This window comes from Gorillibacterium sp. CAU 1737 (assembly GCF_039888655.1).
In the GTDB taxonomy this organism is placed as follows: Bacteria; Bacillota; Bacilli; order Paenibacillales; family NBRC-103111; genus Gorillibacterium.
In genome coordinates this window covers 186,439-202,752 of sequence record NZ_JBDQQO010000003.1, presented here as the reverse complement: position 1 = coordinate 202,752, position 16,314 = coordinate 186,439, and the positions used below count along the sequence as shown (strand labels likewise).

Here is a 16,314-nt window from a genome sequence, read left to right as displayed (position 1 = left end):
CAACAGAGGGTTCCAATTAGTAGAACAGATGCTTCTAATTCGAGTGAGCAGCAGCAACCTCTTCCACCATTTGGAACCGCTTCCACCCCGATTTTTCCGCCTTCAGTAGGTATTTCCTTCCAGAGAAGTGATGAACATCATTCTCATTTGCCTCAATTGTGTCAGCCTGTTCCAATTCCTGTTCTTGTTGGAATCCGTCGAACTTCGCGATCTCCTTTGTCATAGGAAGTCAAAAAAAGAACCCGTCTCCTTCCTCCCCCCGACAACGAACGGGGGAATAAAGAGACGAGTCGGTTTGGCTGGATGAAAGCGAGCCGAGGAAAAAGAAACATGCAGTTTGGTCGGATGGAAGCAATCAAGCGGGCAATGCTGCGCTAATTGACGGGACGAGAACGGGTCTGCCCTTCCGCCTCTTCTGTCAGCTCCGAAGCTCCGCCCGGCCTGCTGCCGGAGGAAGCTGTGCCGCTGCCCGCCGGATCTGAATCCGCATCCGGGGTGAGCCCAACATACATCGGAAGTCGATTTAGCTGCTCGCCTCCTTCAGCGGTCGCATCGAGGCCAAGGCGAGCACGGAAAGCGGTGAGGGCCTGCTTCAGCTCCGACTCCTTCGGAACGATGTAGGGACTGATCCAATCGCCGCTCAGATGAATGAACTCCACCTCATCCGGCTTCAGGTCGCGAATTCGTCCGATCCAGCTCCGCAGCTCGCTCTCCGGTACATCCGTCTTGACATTGCGGCCTGCAATGTCAAGGATATCGCCCAAGCTTGCGAGTCCGTTGATGGAGGTAAGCTTGCTCAGAATCTGCTTGAGCACCTGCTGCTGCCTTGCATTGCGAGCAGTATCCGACGATTCGCTCGTCCCCTGGTTCGACTTGCGGTAACGGACGAAGTCGAGCGCATTTTTGCCGTCTAAGGTTTGCAGGCCTTGCTTGAGATCGATATTGGTTCCGTCTGAGGTATCGCGATATTTCATATCCATGTCGACGTCCACGCGGACGCCGCCGAGTTCGTCAACCAGGTCGCGAAAGCCTTGAAAATCCACCATGGCCATGTAGTCGATGGGAACCCCGAAGAGTCGCGAATAGAGTGCTTTGGTTTCGGTGAAGGCCGTGTCCTTGTCTTTCAGATAAAAGTAAGGAAAGAAATAGTTCGCTTTGTGATTGCGGATATCACCCGGCTTGAGCTCCAGGTCGCGGGGAATGGAGATAATGGTAGCCGCATCGGTCTTCGGGTTGAGGGCGAGCAGCATGATCACGTCTGTATTCATGGATCCTTCGCTGCCTCCGCGGCTGTCTACCCCCGTGAGCAAGAAGGAGATCGGTTTGTCCGTCTCCTCCTCTACAGATGGTGTTGGTGTGGGAGATGCTCCATCAGATGGTGCAGGAGTTGGAGAAGCAGCAATATTATGAATGGCCTGATCAGCCTTTTGGTAGATATAAGCGGCATAAGCGCCGACGGCGCATAGAACCACGGCCAGGCTTATGGAAATCCCGATCAGCCAGCGGCGGCGGGTTCGATGGGTCTTCATGAAGGTCCTCCTTATCCTTGGGTCTAGCCCGTTTGGGCTACAAGGGGTATACGGCATTTTACCTCTAAACCATCGGGATATTTGTGAATTTTTTGTGAACTTTTTGATCGCGTATGATTCCGAGCGGTTTCGCTCCCCTCCTCACCCTCTGCACCGCTTGGAATCATTTTGCCGCAGGTCCGGCCCCGGGCTGTTCCTGTCGAAGGATATGACGGAGCAAATGCCTAAAAGGATGCAATTCCGTCTTGGGCTCCCCCTCTTTTTTCCTGTCTTCGTCGTTCAAGCGTTGATCGTCACCCATCTTTCGCCCCGTTCCCCCCTCGACCATGGTCCAGGATCCAGGACAGGCCGAAGGCGGTTTTGCCGGTCCGCCCTTGGGATTAGACTGGAACAAGTGAACGAACCCAAAGGAGGAAGAAACAATGAACGAACCGACAGTGAAGCTTCTCGGAGTTACGAAGCGGATCGGCGGAAAAACCTTGGTTGACAAGGTGAGCTTCGAAGTCCCGAAGGGAGAGGTATTTGGCTTTCTTGGTCCGAACGGGGCCGGCAAAACGACGACCATCCGGATGATGGTCGGACTGATGAGCATGACCGAAGGGGATGTGCTGATCGAGGGGAAGAGCATCCGCAGCGAATTTGAGGCGGCGGTTCGCCACGTGGGCGCCATCGTGGAGAATCCCGAATTCTATAAATACCTGTCCGGCTACAACAACCTGGTGCATTACGCCCGTATGTTTCCCGGCGGCATCAGCCGGCAGCGGATCATGGAGGTCGTACGGCTGGTCGGCTTGGAAAATCGGATTCATGACAAGGTGAAGCGCTACTCGCTCGGCATGAGGCAGCGGCTCGGTGTCGCTCAAGCTCTCCTGCACAAGCCTTCCCTGCTCATTCTGGATGAGCCCACCAACGGGCTTGACCCGGCAGGCATTCGCGAATTGAGGGATTACTTAAGGAAGCTTGCCCATGAGGGCAACATCTCTGTGGTGGTCTCCAGCCATCTTCTGTCCGAGATGGAGTTGATGTGCGATCGCATCGGGATCATTCAGAACGGTCGACTGGTCGACGTGCGCACCATGAGCGATTTCGTAAATGCAGGAGAATCGAGCCGATATCTCTTCGAGGTCAATGACCCCGCCGGAGCGAAGGAAGCCATCACCCTAGCTCGAGAGGCCCAGATGACTCCGGAAGGAATCGAGGTCACGGCCGAGCGTGAGGAGGTCGCGGAGCTGACTGCCGCGTTGATCCGAGCAGGTATCCGGGTGTACGGCATCCGCCCTGTGACGAAGAGCCTGGAAGACAAATTCTTGGAAATGACGGGGAGTGATCGCATTGCTTAACCTGATTCGCAACGAGAATATGAAGACGTACCGCCGTTTCCGGACTTGGATCATGGTCCTCTTGCTCATCGGGATCGTCGGCTTCGGAGCCTACCAAATCAACCACTTCCGTCCCGACCCTGCCAACTGGAAACAAGAATCGGCCGAAACCATCAAGAATTACAAGAGCGCGCTGAACGACAACCCGTCCATGCAGAATCGAAACTACTTTGAAGAGCGGATCAAATTGGAAGAGTATCGTCTGGAGCATGACCTGATTCCACCGGACAATACGTTGTGGGGCTCTGTGCTCGACATGAGCGACCTTATCGTTCTGGTCACTATTTTTACCGTCGTGGTCGCAGCCGATTCTGTCGCCGGGGAATTTACCCAAGGAACGGTCAAGATGCTGCTCATCCGGCCCCATTCGCGGAACAAGGTCCTTCTCTCCAAATACCTCTCCTCACTGCTGTTCAGTCTATTCCTGCTGATTGTGCTGTTCGGGGCCTCATACGGATTTGGCGGCCTGTTCTCTGGCTTTGACAGTGCGAGCCTCCCTCACCTCTCCGTGGGGAGCGATGGAGCGGTGCATGAAAGCAATATGATCGTGCATACCCTCTCCATCTACGGCCTCTCTTGCGTCAATCTGCTCATGACCGTGACGCTCGCCTTCATGATCTCGACCCTTTTCCGATCCAATTCACTTGCGATCGCGCTGTCGATTGTCGTGCTCCTGCTCAGCAATACGGCGATTCATCTGCTGAAGGGCTACTCGTGGATCAAGTATTACTTGTTCGCCAACACGGACTTGACTCAATATTTGAACGACGCCCCGCTCCGGGATGACATGACGCTTACCTTTTCCATCTTGGTCCTTGTCGGATATTTCATCGTCATGAATCTCCTCACCTGGACCCTCTTCAAAAAACGCGACGTCGCCGCCTAATCGCTTCTCAGGTTCGAACCGCGACGTATGCCCGGCTCTTCGAATCACATCCCCTCGATCCGGGAAGTTTAACAGCAGGTGCATTCGGGTAAAAAGCATCAGCTCCCCCGCGGCCTTGATGGTCCGGCGGAAAACCCCGCGCCTACTTCGGGAGAAAGGCGGAACACAAGATGGCAGACGACAAATTCGAAAACTCGATAGAAGCTTCTGCTGCTGGTAAGGAGCAGGAGGATGCTTTAGACAACGGTGCTGGCTATCGCAATGGGACGGCCTTCGGCGAACCACTCCTCGGCGGCTCTTCGCCGAACGATACTGTGAATCCTGCATGGAATGCAGTCTATGGTGAAGACCTGCGCTCGTCAAGCGAAGCGGGCAACCGGGAAGAGGTCCTTCCCGAGGAGCCGGTAGGTCCCATCGACTTGGCTGCGGTGCCTGATGCAGATGAGATCGCGCCCGGCTCCCCCGTCGATCCGGCAGCCCCGCTCACCGAGGTGGTGAACGGGATCGATCTGCTGAACGGTACCGGCGCAGATGACCCGGATGATGATTTTCGCCGGGTAGACAATCGAGAACCTCTCAAACCGTAAGAAGGATCCCGGCAACCTGTATCATCCCCATAAGGCAGAGAAACCCCCGAGAGGCGTCGTGCAATTGCCGACGCCTCTCGGGGGTTTTGGCCTTTTTCGGGCATAGGAAGCTAGTCCATCCAATAGGGAGAATCCGGGTTGATTCTCTGGCCGATCTCATCCACCTTGTCGAAGTCCACCTCCAGGAAGCCGTCCGCATCGACGGTGAACGCCCCCTCCCGGTAGAAGGCTGACACGGTCTCCAAGAACTCCGCGGGCGAGGCTGACCATTCCTCCAGCTCTCCCTCTAGGTTCGTGAGCACGCAAATCTTTTCGGCTCCTGTATCGTCGAGCACCACGCAGTAAAAGTCACCGGAGTAGTTGGCCAAAAAGGGGATCACCCTGGCCGGCGGGCAATCCCCCTCCTCCAGCAGCGTTTCTCGGGCACGCTGTGTCTCCTGCAGCAGCTCCGTGATGTGAATCAAGCGGTAACCGGGAAGGAAATCCATGAGATGCTGCTCCGGGATGCTCCTTCTCGTGCCGGATACCTGTCGATAGAGGGTGGACAGCAGGTCGGGGATTTCCCCCTCTCCTGCTGCCTTGCGGAGCAGTTCCTGCCCACTCTCCGGCGGGGAGCCTAACGATGCCGGATAGTCCGGCCTCTGTTCTTGGGCTAAGCTTAACAATTGCTGAAAACGATCTGCGAGCATCCTTCGTTCCTCCTCTTGTCTGTCAAAAAGTACTTTCGGCCTATCAATGGTTATGGCCCTCTACATAGCCCAGGAAAAAATCTTGCAAATCCCCTTCCGTATCCACAGAATCCAGATACAGGCGAGGGGTGGCGGTAAATCCGTTCAAGGTCGAACTCCCATCGATTGCACCAAGCGCGTTGGACAACGTATCGGTTATGGTCTGCTTGAGAATCCTTAGAAAAACCTTCTGCTGCTCCTCCGTTAGCCCGCGGTAGAGAGCAATGGCATCCTTCCAATACTCGACGGTGTTTGATTTAACCTCCGTCGTCTCAAAAAGATTTTGGTAACTCTTCAAATTACCCTCCACAATGGTTTCATAGAGAGACTGCGTAAACCTTTCAATCATCTCGGTCGATCTCCTTCCAATAAATAGGTCCAATCCCTTTTCATTCGCGATCCGGCGCAAGTCTGGCCCAGCGAAGCCGTTCCTGAATTTCCTCATCAGGAGCATCCCACAGAACAAGCAGTTCCTCGTAAGGATCGCCGGATAAGCCAAGCAACCGGGCAAACGCCGGCTCCGTCTTCATCCCCTGCGTCTTCCAGTCGCGAATGCGCTCCCGTTCAGCAGGGGACAGCCAGCGCAAAATGCGCTCCTCCACCACCATATGGCGGTACCCATTCTGCTCATCCGTCGGGCGGTCTTGGGCGAACAGCTCGATCTCCCAACCCTCGTGTACAAAATTGGCCGTAGCCGAAGCTCTACCTGCACCGGAGCAGCGAAAGCCGGCATGATGATGGAAGCGGGCGGTTACGTCCCTGCACCAAGCCTCCAGGTCCTGCGCCTCGCAGATCACGTCAAGGTCTGAGCCATCCACATCGATGCCGATCGGCACAGTTCCAACCAGTCGGGGGGAATAGCCGCCAAGCTCCTCTTCCAAATGAAGCTCCTCCAGCACCCGAGCCGCCTCCTGCTGCCTCGGTGTTCCTTCTCTCATTCCCGGCGGCCAGAAGCCCGTCCCATGCGGCGGTCCGGGTATGCGGGCGGTCATCAAGACCAGCCCTTCCGCTCTTTCAGCCCGCGGATATGAGCCAGGTGATGACGGCCATGCCAGGAGTAAATACCCGTGTTGACGTCGAGCCGTGTGACCGCTCCCGATTCGGGATGGTAAAACGTTCGGCTAAATTCCTCATCGCTCAAGGATTGCAGCAGGAAGGCCCAGCGCTCATGGAGAGCGGCCAGAAGCCGAAGCGACACGTCGGGGGGAAGCAGCCGGGCATCCGCTCCCTCTGCCCAAAGAGCTTCTTCGTAAGGGCGGATCGTCGGATTGTCTTCGGTAAGCGCCAGCTTGAACCGGGCGAAGCTGTTCAGGTGGCTGTCTGCCAGATGGTGCACCACCTGGCGAATTGTCCACCCGCCTTCCCGGTAGGGGGTGTCCAACTGCTCATCGGTCAGTCCGTTCACCTCGGCCGCCAGCAGAGATGGAAGCACCTCGATGTCCTGAATCCATAGCTTCCGCTGTTCGACGGTTACCTCACCCCGCCATTCAAACGTGCCGATCGGGTAACGAAGATCCATGGGACTCGACTCCTTTTATTCAGATGATTTAGGGGGTTAAACAACCGAGACGATACCAAAAAACAGCAGACCGGCACCGACGATGGCAATGATGATGGCTGAAATCTTGGTTGAAGTGATATAGAAATCCGTCGGCTCAGGAGACTCGACGTTCGCCGCATATTTTAGGTAAAAGAAGAAATCCCGAAATCTCCAGGAGAGGAAACTCACTGCCAACAGCAAGAAGCCAATCACGTAATAACCCGGTTGTCCGTCCTTCTCCTGTCGAGCAGGATCCACGATGCGTATAAGAACATCCGCCGGATAGAGGAATCCCCCCTCGATCTTGTTTACTTCCCCCAAACCGGTTGTCTGCATGGTGGTCACGAATTCCGGAAAGAAGGTTCCGTCCGGCTGCTCTACCTCAATCCAGCCGCCATAAAGCGGCACCTTCACCTTCCTTGTCCCTACCGAATCCGTCACTTGATAGACCTTGCCATGTTCAGCTTCATACTCGAAATCGATGGAAACTTGCACTTTGCCAATGGATACCTGATACCGCTCGCCTGCTTCTTCACCCTTCACGCGAATGACTGGCCTATCCCGAGGAAAGGAGCGGTAGATCCTCTCTCCGTCTTTTTCTTCGGCCAATCGGTATTTATGACCGTCCAGTTCGAACGCCTTGTCTTGAAAGCGGGGGATGGACCAGATGATCCCCACGAGCAGCAAAATGGAGATAACCCCCACGATCACCTGCCATTTCTTCCATTCTCGAAAAGAATGCCGGTTCATCCTCTTGCTCCCCCCTTGCCCATACGTTGACCCTTTGCCCGATTCTGTTTCGACTTGTTGGTCCTTATTCATGAAAGACTCCGTCCCCATTCACAAGATTGACCATAGACCAGCCGGCTTCACCAGGTGAAGGACGGGACCAGGCCTCACTCTCAGTCGATCCGCTCCGGTTCTCCATCCGGGCTAAGCCAGGGATATTCCATCTGGCCTGCGGCAAGGAGTGCCCGTTCCGGCCCATGGAGCTTGCCCAGAGCATGGAGGGACACGTCGATCCCGGCTGACACTCCCGCGGACAGCAGGATGCGTCCGTTATCTGTATAACGCACATCCTCGCGGATGGTTGCATGCGGGGCGAGCTCGCGCAGGAGCGGGATCGCCCCGTGATGCGTCGTGATCTCAAGTCCGCCCAGAAGACCGGCCGCCGCGAGCAAAAGAGCGCCTGTGCAAACCGAGATGAGCAGCTCGCATTCCTTCCCGACGGTGGCGATCCAGTCCAGAAGGGTGCGGTTCGCCAGGTCGCGCCGCGTCCCCATGCCGCCAGGGACAATCAGGATGTCCGGCTGCGGGCAGTCGGCAAGGGCATAGTCTGGGATGAGCCGAAGCCCTCCCACGGCTTGGACGGGGTGGACCGTCTCGGCGGTCGTGTACACCTCGAAGTCACCGCCCTGCTTGCCAGCCATGGCGAACACCTCATAAGGCCCGGCAAAATCCAGCACCTCGATCCCTTCGAACAAAAGCACCGCCACCTTGCGCTTTCGGGTTTCGTAAGGCACCGCATCGGATGCCGGAGGCAGCTCGGCATTCCGGGATTGCTCTTCTCTCATTCGTCTCTCCCCCTCGTCACCTTCGATTGTCTAGCAGCGGTAAGCCGTTTCCCCATTCACGACCGTCCGCATCACCTTCATGCGAAGCCACTCCTCCGGGTCCGCCGAGAACGGGCGGTCGACTACCGTAAAGTCCGCCCCATAGCCCGGGGCAAGGCATCCTCGCTCCTGTTCTTCTCCCGCCGTCTGCGCCCCGCCGTAGGTATACAGGCGAACCGCTTCCGCGAGCGAGAGCTTCTCTTCCGGCTCGTAGCCCTCGTGCTGCTCGCCCGGTTTGCGGCGAGCCACGGCCGTGTAGAGCCCGTGGAAGGGAGACAGCGGCTCGATGGGTGCGTCGCTGCTGCCGCCGCACGGAATGCCGGCGGCAAGGAGCGTCCGCCACGCGTAGCGGTGGACGGCCCGCTGCCCGAGCCGCTCGCGCACCCACGGGTAGTCGCCGGTAACAAACGGCGGCTGAATGTCGGCGGCAAGCCGTAGGCGGCTCATCCGGGCGAGCTGCTCGGAGCGCAGCACCGGAACATGGATGAGGCGGTCGGGAAGCCCGCTCGCCCGCTCCACCGGCTGCCGCTCCAGCTCCGCGAGCACGAGGTCCACCGCCGCGTCACCGATGGCGTGAACGGCGACGGGGAAGCCGGCCTCTCTCGCCTCGCGGACGATGGCGCCGAACGCCTCCGGCGAGTGGATCGGGAAGCCGGCGTTGCCGGGGTCATCCGCATACGGCTCGCTCAGCCAGGCGGTTCGTCCGCCGAGAACGCCGTCTGCGAACACCTTCGCACCGCCGATGCGCAGCCAATCGTCGCCGCTTCCGGCGCGAAGCCCGAGCTCCCTTGCCTCCGGCAGGTGCGGATAATATACGAGCTGATGGGTTCGGAGGAAGACGCCCTCCTCCCGCAGCTCCCGATGAATGCGCAGCATCGTGGACAGGTCGCCCACGTAGCGCAGGTCATCGGTGTGCGACGCCGTCAGTCCGAGCGACAGCGCGTATTCGGCTGCCCGGCGGATGCAGGCCTTCTTCTCGGCGTAGGAAGGCTCCGGCACTGCGGCGTGGAAGGGATGGCCCGCATCCTCGTAGATTCGGCCGTTCATCCTCCCGCGCTCGTCGCGCCCGAATGCGCCGGATGCCGGGTCCTCCGCATGGTCCGCCACACCGGCCTTGCGATAAGCCTCCGAGTTGGCGAGCCAGGAATGATAGCAGACGCGCGTGAGAAGCACCGGATGCCGATTCGTGACGGCGTCGAGCTCCTCCCGGTTCGGCGCAACCGCCGGGAAGAACGCATTCTCGTTCCAATTGAGGCCGAGAATCCATTCGCCGGGCGGTGTCTGATCGGCGCGAGCTTTTACAAGACGAAGCATCTCATCCTTTGAGGTCACTTCGCTGAAATCAAGCGCAGCCAGCTTCATCCCCAGCATGGAGAGGTGCATGTGGCAGTCCACCAGACCGGGCAGCACGTACCCGCCGTCCAAATCCACGCGCTGCACATCCCTTCCCGCAAGCTGCAGCGCCAGTTCCCGGTCGCTGCCGATGGCGACGATCTTTCCTTCCTCGCAATAAAGAGACACGGATTGCTCGTCCTGCTCCGCATAAGGGCTGCGCCCTCCGCTAAACCATATTCCCGCCACTCGTTGTCCTCCTCGCTTCCTGCTGTGCTGATCCCTTTCGGCTTCTCAGGGCTCCCCAAGGCATGTGGGCAAACACGCTCCAGCAGGCTCCGTTGCAGTTTTGTCTATTCTACCGCGGATGGCCGGAATCGACCACCAGTAGTCATATGGGGTTGCGGCGATCCTGTGGATGCAGGTATACTACCAAAGCAAACATACGTTTGCCTGTCCCATTCGATAGAGCCAAAGGAGGACCTCATGAAAGGCTCGACCCACCTCACCATCGGAACCGTCGTCGGCATCGGCGCAGCCCTTGCTTACGCGGGTTCCCTTCCTCATGCGGCTCTCCTGATCACCGCCGCGTCCTTTTCCGCGCTTGCTGCCGACCTGGACGGCCCCAGCCTGCTGAGCTCCCGCCTCAGCCCGCTCTCCCGCTTCCTGCGCTACGCCGTCCCGACGGCCGGAGCGCTTGCCGTCATCGGCGTGCTCCTCTACGGCGTCCGGTACGGCTTTACGCCGCTCCCCGTCTTCGCGAGCGTTGCCCTCCTTCTCGCAGGCCTCACGGCCAAGGAAGGGTTCATCCGCAACGCGCTGGTGAGCGCGGTAGGTACCGGTCTTCTGTATCTTGCTTGGCGGGCAAGCTCGCTCGGCCTCTGCGGCTTGGGCGCCTTTGTCGTGATCGCTCCGTGGCTGAAGCACCGCGGCATGACCCACACGCTGTGGGTGCTCGCCGCGTGGACCGCCCTCGGGTACCAGCTTGAGCTGGAGTGGGGCTACCCCGGCCTGATGCTGGCGTCAGGTGCAGGGTATTTCTCGCATCTCGCCGCCGATACTTTGACCCCGAGCGGAGTGAAGTGGTTCTCTCCGCTCCTCCGCAAGTCGTTCAAGCTTCGTTAGCAAGCAGTAGTTCCTGCCGAAAGCAAAGACGCATCCAGCCCCGGTGCCATCATGGGGGTGGATGCGTCTTTTTTATCCTTGGCTGGGCCTGAGGTCTCTTCCGCCCTCCAAACGCGCTGTCAAGCGGGCGGGACGGCAGCAAGCGAATCGGATGCTGCAGGGGTGCGGACTTCCCGCATCCGGAACAGCTTTCGGTACAGGAGGACGCTGACTCCCCCCGCCAGCAGCAGCTCCACCCCCATCGCCCAAGGCGGAACCAGACTTCCCAGCATGACAGACAGCGAACCGATCATCATCGCCCCCCGCATCGCAAAGGCGTTCATCGCCATATAGGAGCCGCGCTGCTCAGCCGGAATGAGATCGGCAAGCACCGCTTGCTTGCGCGGGTTGTAGATCATTTCCCCCAGGCTGACGATCCCCATCATGCCGATCAACAGCCACGGGAGGGAGAACGCGACCAGGAACGAATACCCCACGGTATAAAGCAGCAATCCCGAGAAGAGGACCACCCGATCGCTCCGATTCATCGTCCGTTTGCGAATCCACGTTCCAAGCAGCACCACCACCACGGTGTTCACGATGTTAAGCAGCCCGAACAGGCGGTAGCCGTCCACGATGAAGCTCCAATCGGCGATGCGGAGAAGCGTCGTCTGTTGAACCGACTCCACAAGCTGAATGGGGCCGTAGTTGTTAAACTGAAATTGCACCGAAACGTCGATCAGCGACGCGATCAGGAACACGACGAACAGGGAATTGCGAAGGACCGACCGGTAATTGGTCACCGTGCTGCGAAGGAACCCCTGCGAGTTTCCTTCCGAAGGGTCTGCGCTGAGGGGCAGGGAGGTTTCCCTTATCCAGAAGACCAAAATGAGGATCGACAGCAGGGAGATCACCCCGAGGGCACCGAAGAGCTCCAGGCGATGCTCTTTGAAAAAGAACCCGCCGATGATCATCCCCACCAATACGGAGATATTCCATAGCCAGTAATCCAGGCTGTAGATGTAACGCCGTTCCTCGCTTTCACTGGAATCGATGATCAGGGCATCCCCAGCCGGACTCGACAACCCGGAGCAAAAATAGCAAAAAAACAAGCCCGTCCAAACGAGATAGGGAGAGGCCAACGCGTTCGTGCTGCCGATCACCATGCCGACAATGGCGGCGAAGCGAAGCCCCTCGACGGTGACGAGCAGCTTTTTGCGGCCGATGCGGTCGGACAGGTAGCCTCCGAAGATACCGGCGAGGAAGGCGATCAGGATCGTGGCGGTCAGCAGGGCTCCGGTGGTGCTTTTTCCGAATTCACCCGCCAGATAGACACCCATAAACGGGAAAATGCAGTTGTTGATCATATGCGTCATGAAACGTTCGATCATTCTTGCCTTCACATTGCGTTGCAGCTTCCAAAAAGACATACCCTTCTCTTGCCTCTTTCCTGCAGCCCCATCACAGCAGCTCTACTGATTTATACTAGACAGTAGATCATCTTCAATTATTTGTCAATAATGGGACTGAAAGACCGATCGCTTCTCTAGCCGTCATGCCCTTCTTGCACTCGGTACCATTGTCGGTATGCTTCGTGAAAGCCCAGCTTGGCATACAAGGATACCGCTCCTTCATTTTCAGCAAGCACTTGCAAAAAGGCGGACTCCGCCCCGCGCATGCGGGCCTCCTCCAGCAAGCCCCGCATAAGCTGCTCCGCATACCCTTTGCGGCGATGGGCAGGGGCGGTGACGATGTTGTAGATACCGGCGGCATTCTCGGCCAGCACCGCCATCCCCATGGCGACGACCGCTTCGTCCCCCATGAGGCAGGCGAACAGCCGCATTTCTTCCTTGCGCGAGAGCAGTTGTGCCATGGTCTTCTCATGCCGTTTGCGCCCCGGGTTGAGGCGAAGGAACTCGGCAAGCCAAGGTTCCATCGGCAGAAACTCCACGGCCCTGTCCCCCTCCCGCGTTTCCGGCGGGGCTTGCAGAGGCAGCATGCTGCGCATGACCATCACTTCCTCCGCTCGCCGGTAGCCTCGCTCGTTCAAAGCGTCATCCAGCTCCGGCGGCTCCGATGCCTCCGTCAGCTTGAAGACGGTAGGAGCGAGGCCCAAGCGCTCATAGTGTTCCTCGCAATGAAGAATGGCTTCGGTAAGCGAACAACCGGGCTGTCCTGCCGGCAAAACCGAATTGGCGCGCATCGAATAGCCCGCCGCCGTGCGCAGCTCCCAGCCCCCCAAGCGAGTGGTGGACAGCGCCGGCCAGGTGACGGCGGCGAGGCGTTCGTTGGCGGCAATCTCTTTTTTGGATTCAAGCGAATGGTTCATCCGGTTCTCCCTTCTCCTGGAAATCCCTTAATTGCTGCCAAATGGGACATCCTGTGCAAGTTATCCGCATGGTGGGTATAAGTATGTAGAGAAAGACTTGGTAACGGACGGGTCTCGTACCCGTACCCCTCTTGGAGGTGTTCGACTTGTCTACTCGCCTATCCGCAAGGAAGAACAGCCGAAATGGTTGGCGCTGGTTGAACGTACTGGCGCTGATCGCCATGTTGGTCGTCAACTATTTATCGAATGCTCTGCCGCTCGGAGGCCGAACGACGGAGGAGATATCCGACGCCTATCCCGTCCTGGTAACGCCCGCCGGGTACGTGTTCCCGGTGATTTGGGGACTTATCTACCTGCTGCTTATCGCCTTTGTCATTTATCAGGCGCTCCCCGCCAACCAAAACCGGGAGAGCGTACGTAAGACCGACGGCCTGTTCGTGTTGAGCTGCCTGCTGAACATCCTCTGGCTGTTCCTGTGGCATTATGACTACATCTACCTGTCGGTGCTCGTCATCATCGGCTTGCTTCTCACCCTCATCGCCCTATACGTTCGAGTCCGGTCCGTACCGGGAACGCCCACTCTCGGAGAGAAGCTTTGGGTGCGCCTGCCCTTCAGTCTGTACTTGGCTTGGGTGAGCGTGGCCACCATTGTCAACATCAGCATAGCCCTGTACCGCGCCGAATGGGACGGCTTCGGCATCGCCGATTCGACCTGGGCGGTCATCGTGCTCACCCTTGGAGCGCTAATCGCCCTTGCCGTCAGCTTCAAGTACCGTGATCCCGCCTTTGTCGCTGTCTTCGTTTGGGCTTACATCGGCATCGCCGTCAAACAGCAGGATCACAAGACCGTCTTTGTCGCGGCTCTTGTCCTCGCAGTGCTGCTGTTCCTGTATATGCTCACGCTGCTGCCCTTCGGGAGACGAACCATCACGATCGGAGGAGGACGCGAGCGCGCGAAGTAAAAGCCACGCGTTAGGCAAAGACGCACGTGCTAGGCAAAGGCGCGCACGTTAGGCAAAAGCGGCGAAGAGTGCCATCAGCACAAGCGCCGGCAGCATGTTGGCCACTCGAATTTTTTTGATTTCGAGCAGGTTGAGCCCGACGCCCACGATCATGACGCCGCCCACGGCGGAGATCTCCTGAACAGCGCCATTCAGCACCCCAGGATCGACGCTTGAAGCGAATGCATAGGCAGCGAGCGCAATTACTCCTTGATAGACGAACACAGCCGGAGCCGAAAAGATCACTCCGATGCCAATCGTCGAGGCCAGCAGCAAGGACAGCATCCCGTCCATAATCGCCTTCGTATACAGGAGCGAATGGCCTTGTCCGGTCGCACCTTCGATCGGGCCCAGAATGGCCATCGCTCCAATGCAAAAGAGAAGCGTCGAGGTGACAAAAGCCGGGCCGATCCTGCCTGTACCCGATGCGCCGACTCTGCGCTCCAGCCAGCTCCCGAGACGCTCAAAGCCGCGCTCCACGCCGAGCGCTTCTCCGACCAACGTTCCGGCCGCCAAGCTTATCACGAGGAAGAGCGTCTCCTCTCCCTTCAGCGCCATTCCGATGCCAAGCACGCAGGTGAAGATGCCGAGCGCTTGAATCACCGTTCGGTGCATCGTTTCCGGCATTTTCGGAACAACCAGACCGAGTAGACTTGCCGCTGCAATAGCCAGCGCGTTGACAACCGTACCCCATAAAGCTGCGAACAATCGGACCTTCCCCCTCTTGTGAACGGCTCTATCCTTAGAAAACAGGCACCCTGTTCTTAAGCAGGGTGCCTGTTTCTTCACTTCTCCAAGCCCTTATCGGCTCTTTTTTCCTCATTCGTTCGGGATGGCCTTATTTCGCGGTTTCGTGCACATTCTGATGGAATTGCTTGATGACCTGCTGCAGGTACTTGCCATCCTGCTTGGTCAGTCCCCGTTGATTTTGCTTCAGAATCAATTCCTGCATATTGCGCTTAAGCATTTCAGATCGGCGTTCCAACAGCGGTTGACGAGTCACGTTCGTCCACTCCCCCAGGATTATTGGTTTCTCTCTCTGGTTCTGCACTTCAATCGCCCTCTATTATATAGCTTTCGAACCGAGCGATAAAACCGGATAAATCCGCTCTCCTCGCAAAATATCGCCATTTGTCGAAGCCACTGCCACCCTTGGAGCAGGAAACGAAAGGATGCTCCCGATTTCGCCGCTTCACTTCGGTAACGCGACATTTCGTCAATGAGAATCATCCTCATGAATGGCGCGCATAAAGCCTTCCTCCTGGTGGAAAAGTAAGAAAAGCGCCGCGTAGCGGGGCATTTCCGCCATTCCAACCGGATAGGAGAATCATCCATGCCAAGCCGTTTCCGTTCGCCCGGCATCGCGGCCCTGGCCGGTTTCCTGCTCATCGGGAGCCTGCCTCTCACCGCCATGACGGGCTCTCATGCTTCTTCCGCCGCTCGCCAGCAAGCCGCTGCCCGTCCATCGGCCGTCTCTGCCCTCGCTCCCTCCCGCTCTGCAGCTGCAGACGGAGCGTTTCACTTCGGCTTTAAGAGAAGCAAGGGCGGGGTGCCTGCTTCCATTGACGAGGAAGGGTTTAAGTCCATCCTGCAGCAGCACAGCGCCATCTTTCGCGGCCAATCGCTCCCGGGCGGTTCTGGAAAGGAGCTCTACCTCACCTTCGACAACGGGTACGAGAACGGCTACACGCCGCCCATCCTGGATACACTCCGTAACAAAAAAGTGCCGGCCATCTTCTTCCTGACCGGGCATTATGTCCTGAGCAAGCCCGAGCTGGTGAAGCGAATGGCAGCAGAGGGACATCTCGTCGGCAACCACTCGTGGAGCCATCCGGACATGACCCAAGTCTCCGACGCCAAAATCCGCGAGGAGCTGGCCAAAGTGAAGGAGGCTGTTGTGAAGCTGACGGGGAAACCCGATATGGCGTACCTCCGGCCGCCGCGCGGCATCTTCAACGAACGCGTGCTTCGTGTCTCGGCGGAGGAAGGGTACTCCAACGTGTTCTGGTCCGTCGCCTACAAGGATTGGGACCCGAACGAGCAGCGGGGGGCCGAGTACGCTTACCGGCAGGTCATGGCCCAGCTTCACCCCGGGGCCGTCATTCTCCTCCACTCCGTTTCCCGCGACAACGCAGAGGCATTGGGACGGATCATCGATGACGCGAGAAAGCTCGGCTATGAGTTCAAGAGCCTCGATTCCATCGCAACCCGCACCTATTGAAGAAGAACCATCCCGACTCGCCGGAATGCGGCATTCGGGATGGTTCTTTGCTATCGATTCTTGTA

The 16,314-nt window shown here is 58.0% G+C and carries 18 protein-coding genes; 6 read left to right on the top strand and 12 right to left on the bottom strand.

What is annotated here, in order from left to right; genetic code table 11:
- Positions 1 to 374: 374 nt before the first annotated feature.
- The gene (locus AAFN83_RS08340; protein WP_347768531.1) at positions 375 to 1,529 is read right to left on the bottom strand and encodes an LCP family protein; all 1,155 of its coding nucleotides are present in this window, start codon (positions 1,527 to 1,529) and stop codon (positions 375 to 377) included.
- A gap of 422 nt (positions 1,530 to 1,951) precedes the next feature.
- On the opposite strand from AAFN83_RS08340, the gene AAFN83_RS08335 reads away from it, so the two are divergent.
- The 3 genes from AAFN83_RS08335 (at position 1,952) to AAFN83_RS08325 (ending at position 4,381) form a co-directional block, all read left to right on the top strand.
- A complete protein-coding gene (locus tag AAFN83_RS08335; protein WP_347768530.1) occupies positions 1,952 to 2,869 on the top strand; it encodes an ABC transporter ATP-binding protein in 918 nt (305 codons plus the stop codon).
- On the top strand, positions 2,862 to 3,794 hold the full coding sequence (locus AAFN83_RS08330) for an ABC transporter permease (protein WP_347768529.1): 933 nt from the start codon (positions 2,862 to 2,864) through the stop codon (positions 3,792 to 3,794). The genes AAFN83_RS08335 and AAFN83_RS08330 overlap by 8 nt, the downstream gene beginning before the upstream one ends.
- A gap of 170 nt (positions 3,795 to 3,964) precedes the next feature.
- Positions 3,965 to 4,381, top strand: a complete 417-nt coding sequence (locus tag AAFN83_RS08325; RefSeq protein WP_347768528.1) for a hypothetical protein — start codon at positions 3,965 to 3,967, stop codon at positions 4,379 to 4,381.
- A gap of 110 nt (positions 4,382 to 4,491) precedes the next feature.
- Here AAFN83_RS08325 and AAFN83_RS08320 read toward each other — a convergent pair whose 3' ends face one another.
- From AAFN83_RS08320 to AAFN83_RS08290, 7 genes are all read right to left on the bottom strand, one after another.
- Entirely contained in the window at positions 4,492 to 5,070 is a 579-nt protein-coding gene (locus tag AAFN83_RS08320; RefSeq protein WP_347768527.1) for an SMI1/KNR4 family protein, read from the bottom strand.
- A 43-nt stretch (positions 5,071 to 5,113) separates the two neighbouring features.
- On the bottom strand, positions 5,114 to 5,458 hold the full coding sequence (locus AAFN83_RS08315) for a transposase (protein WP_347768526.1): 345 nt from the start codon (positions 5,456 to 5,458) through the stop codon (positions 5,114 to 5,116).
- A gap of 40 nt (positions 5,459 to 5,498) precedes the next feature.
- The gene (locus AAFN83_RS08310; protein WP_347768525.1) at positions 5,499 to 6,101 is read right to left on the bottom strand and encodes a DUF4269 domain-containing protein; all 603 of its coding nucleotides are present in this window, start codon (positions 6,099 to 6,101) and stop codon (positions 5,499 to 5,501) included.
- Positions 6,101 to 6,628: a YfiT family bacillithiol transferase gene (locus tag AAFN83_RS08305; protein ID WP_347768524.1), complete on the bottom strand. Its 528-nt coding sequence runs from the start codon at positions 6,626 to 6,628 to the stop codon at positions 6,101 to 6,103. The genes AAFN83_RS08310 and AAFN83_RS08305 overlap by 1 nt, the downstream gene beginning before the upstream one ends.
- 36 nt (positions 6,629 to 6,664) lie before the next feature.
- Positions 6,665 to 7,399, bottom strand: coding sequence for a DUF6199 family natural product biosynthesis protein (locus tag AAFN83_RS08300; RefSeq protein ID WP_347768523.1), 735 nt, complete (start codon positions 7,397 to 7,399; stop codon positions 6,665 to 6,667).
- 152 nt (positions 7,400 to 7,551) lie between these two features.
- Positions 7,552 to 8,223, bottom strand: a complete 672-nt coding sequence (locus AAFN83_RS08295; protein ID WP_347768522.1) for a DJ-1/PfpI family protein — start codon at positions 8,221 to 8,223, stop codon at positions 7,552 to 7,554.
- Between the two features lie 30 nt (positions 8,224 to 8,253).
- Positions 8,254 to 9,843 (bottom strand): amidohydrolase, encoded by a 1,590-nt coding sequence (locus AAFN83_RS08290; protein WP_347768521.1) that lies wholly within the window; start codon positions 9,841 to 9,843, stop codon positions 8,254 to 8,256.
- A 237-nt stretch (positions 9,844 to 10,080) separates the two neighbouring features.
- Between AAFN83_RS08290 and AAFN83_RS08285 the strand changes: the two genes are divergently transcribed.
- Positions 10,081 to 10,719, top strand: coding sequence for a metal-dependent hydrolase (locus AAFN83_RS08285; protein WP_347768520.1), 639 nt, complete (start codon positions 10,081 to 10,083; stop codon positions 10,717 to 10,719).
- A gap of 119 nt (positions 10,720 to 10,838) precedes the next feature.
- On the opposite strand, the gene AAFN83_RS08280 is transcribed toward AAFN83_RS08285, so the two are convergent.
- Both AAFN83_RS08280 and AAFN83_RS08275 read right to left on the bottom strand, forming a co-directional pair.
- Positions 10,839 to 12,128 (bottom strand): MFS transporter, encoded by a 1,290-nt coding sequence (locus AAFN83_RS08280; protein ID WP_347768519.1) that lies wholly within the window; start codon positions 12,126 to 12,128, stop codon positions 10,839 to 10,841.
- Positions 12,129 to 12,244: 116 nt separating this feature from the next.
- On the bottom strand, positions 12,245 to 13,027 hold the full coding sequence (locus tag AAFN83_RS08275; RefSeq protein ID WP_347768518.1) for a GNAT family N-acetyltransferase: 783 nt from the start codon (positions 13,025 to 13,027) through the stop codon (positions 12,245 to 12,247).
- Between the two features lie 146 nt (positions 13,028 to 13,173).
- Here AAFN83_RS08275 and AAFN83_RS08270 point away from each other — a divergent pair, with 146 nt between their 5' ends.
- Positions 13,174 to 13,989 (top strand): TspO/MBR family protein, encoded by an 816-nt coding sequence (locus AAFN83_RS08270; protein ID WP_347768517.1) that lies wholly within the window; start codon positions 13,174 to 13,176, stop codon positions 13,987 to 13,989.
- Between the two features lie 48 nt (positions 13,990 to 14,037).
- Here AAFN83_RS08270 and AAFN83_RS08265 read toward each other — a convergent pair whose 3' ends face one another.
- Complete coding sequence (locus tag AAFN83_RS08265; RefSeq protein WP_347768516.1) at positions 14,038 to 14,736, bottom strand: DUF554 domain-containing protein; 699 nt, start codon at positions 14,734 to 14,736, stop codon at positions 14,038 to 14,040.
- A gap of 130 nt (positions 14,737 to 14,866) precedes the next feature.
- Complete coding sequence (locus tag AAFN83_RS08260; RefSeq protein ID WP_347768515.1) at positions 14,867 to 15,031, bottom strand: hypothetical protein; 165 nt, start codon at positions 15,029 to 15,031, stop codon at positions 14,867 to 14,869.
- Between the two features lie 330 nt (positions 15,032 to 15,361).
- On the opposite strand from AAFN83_RS08260, the gene pdaA reads away from it, so the two are divergent.
- Complete coding sequence (gene pdaA / locus AAFN83_RS08255; protein ID WP_347768514.1) at positions 15,362 to 16,249, top strand: delta-lactam-biosynthetic de-N-acetylase; 888 nt, start codon at positions 15,362 to 15,364, stop codon at positions 16,247 to 16,249.
- Positions 16,250 to 16,314: the final 65 nt, after the last annotated feature.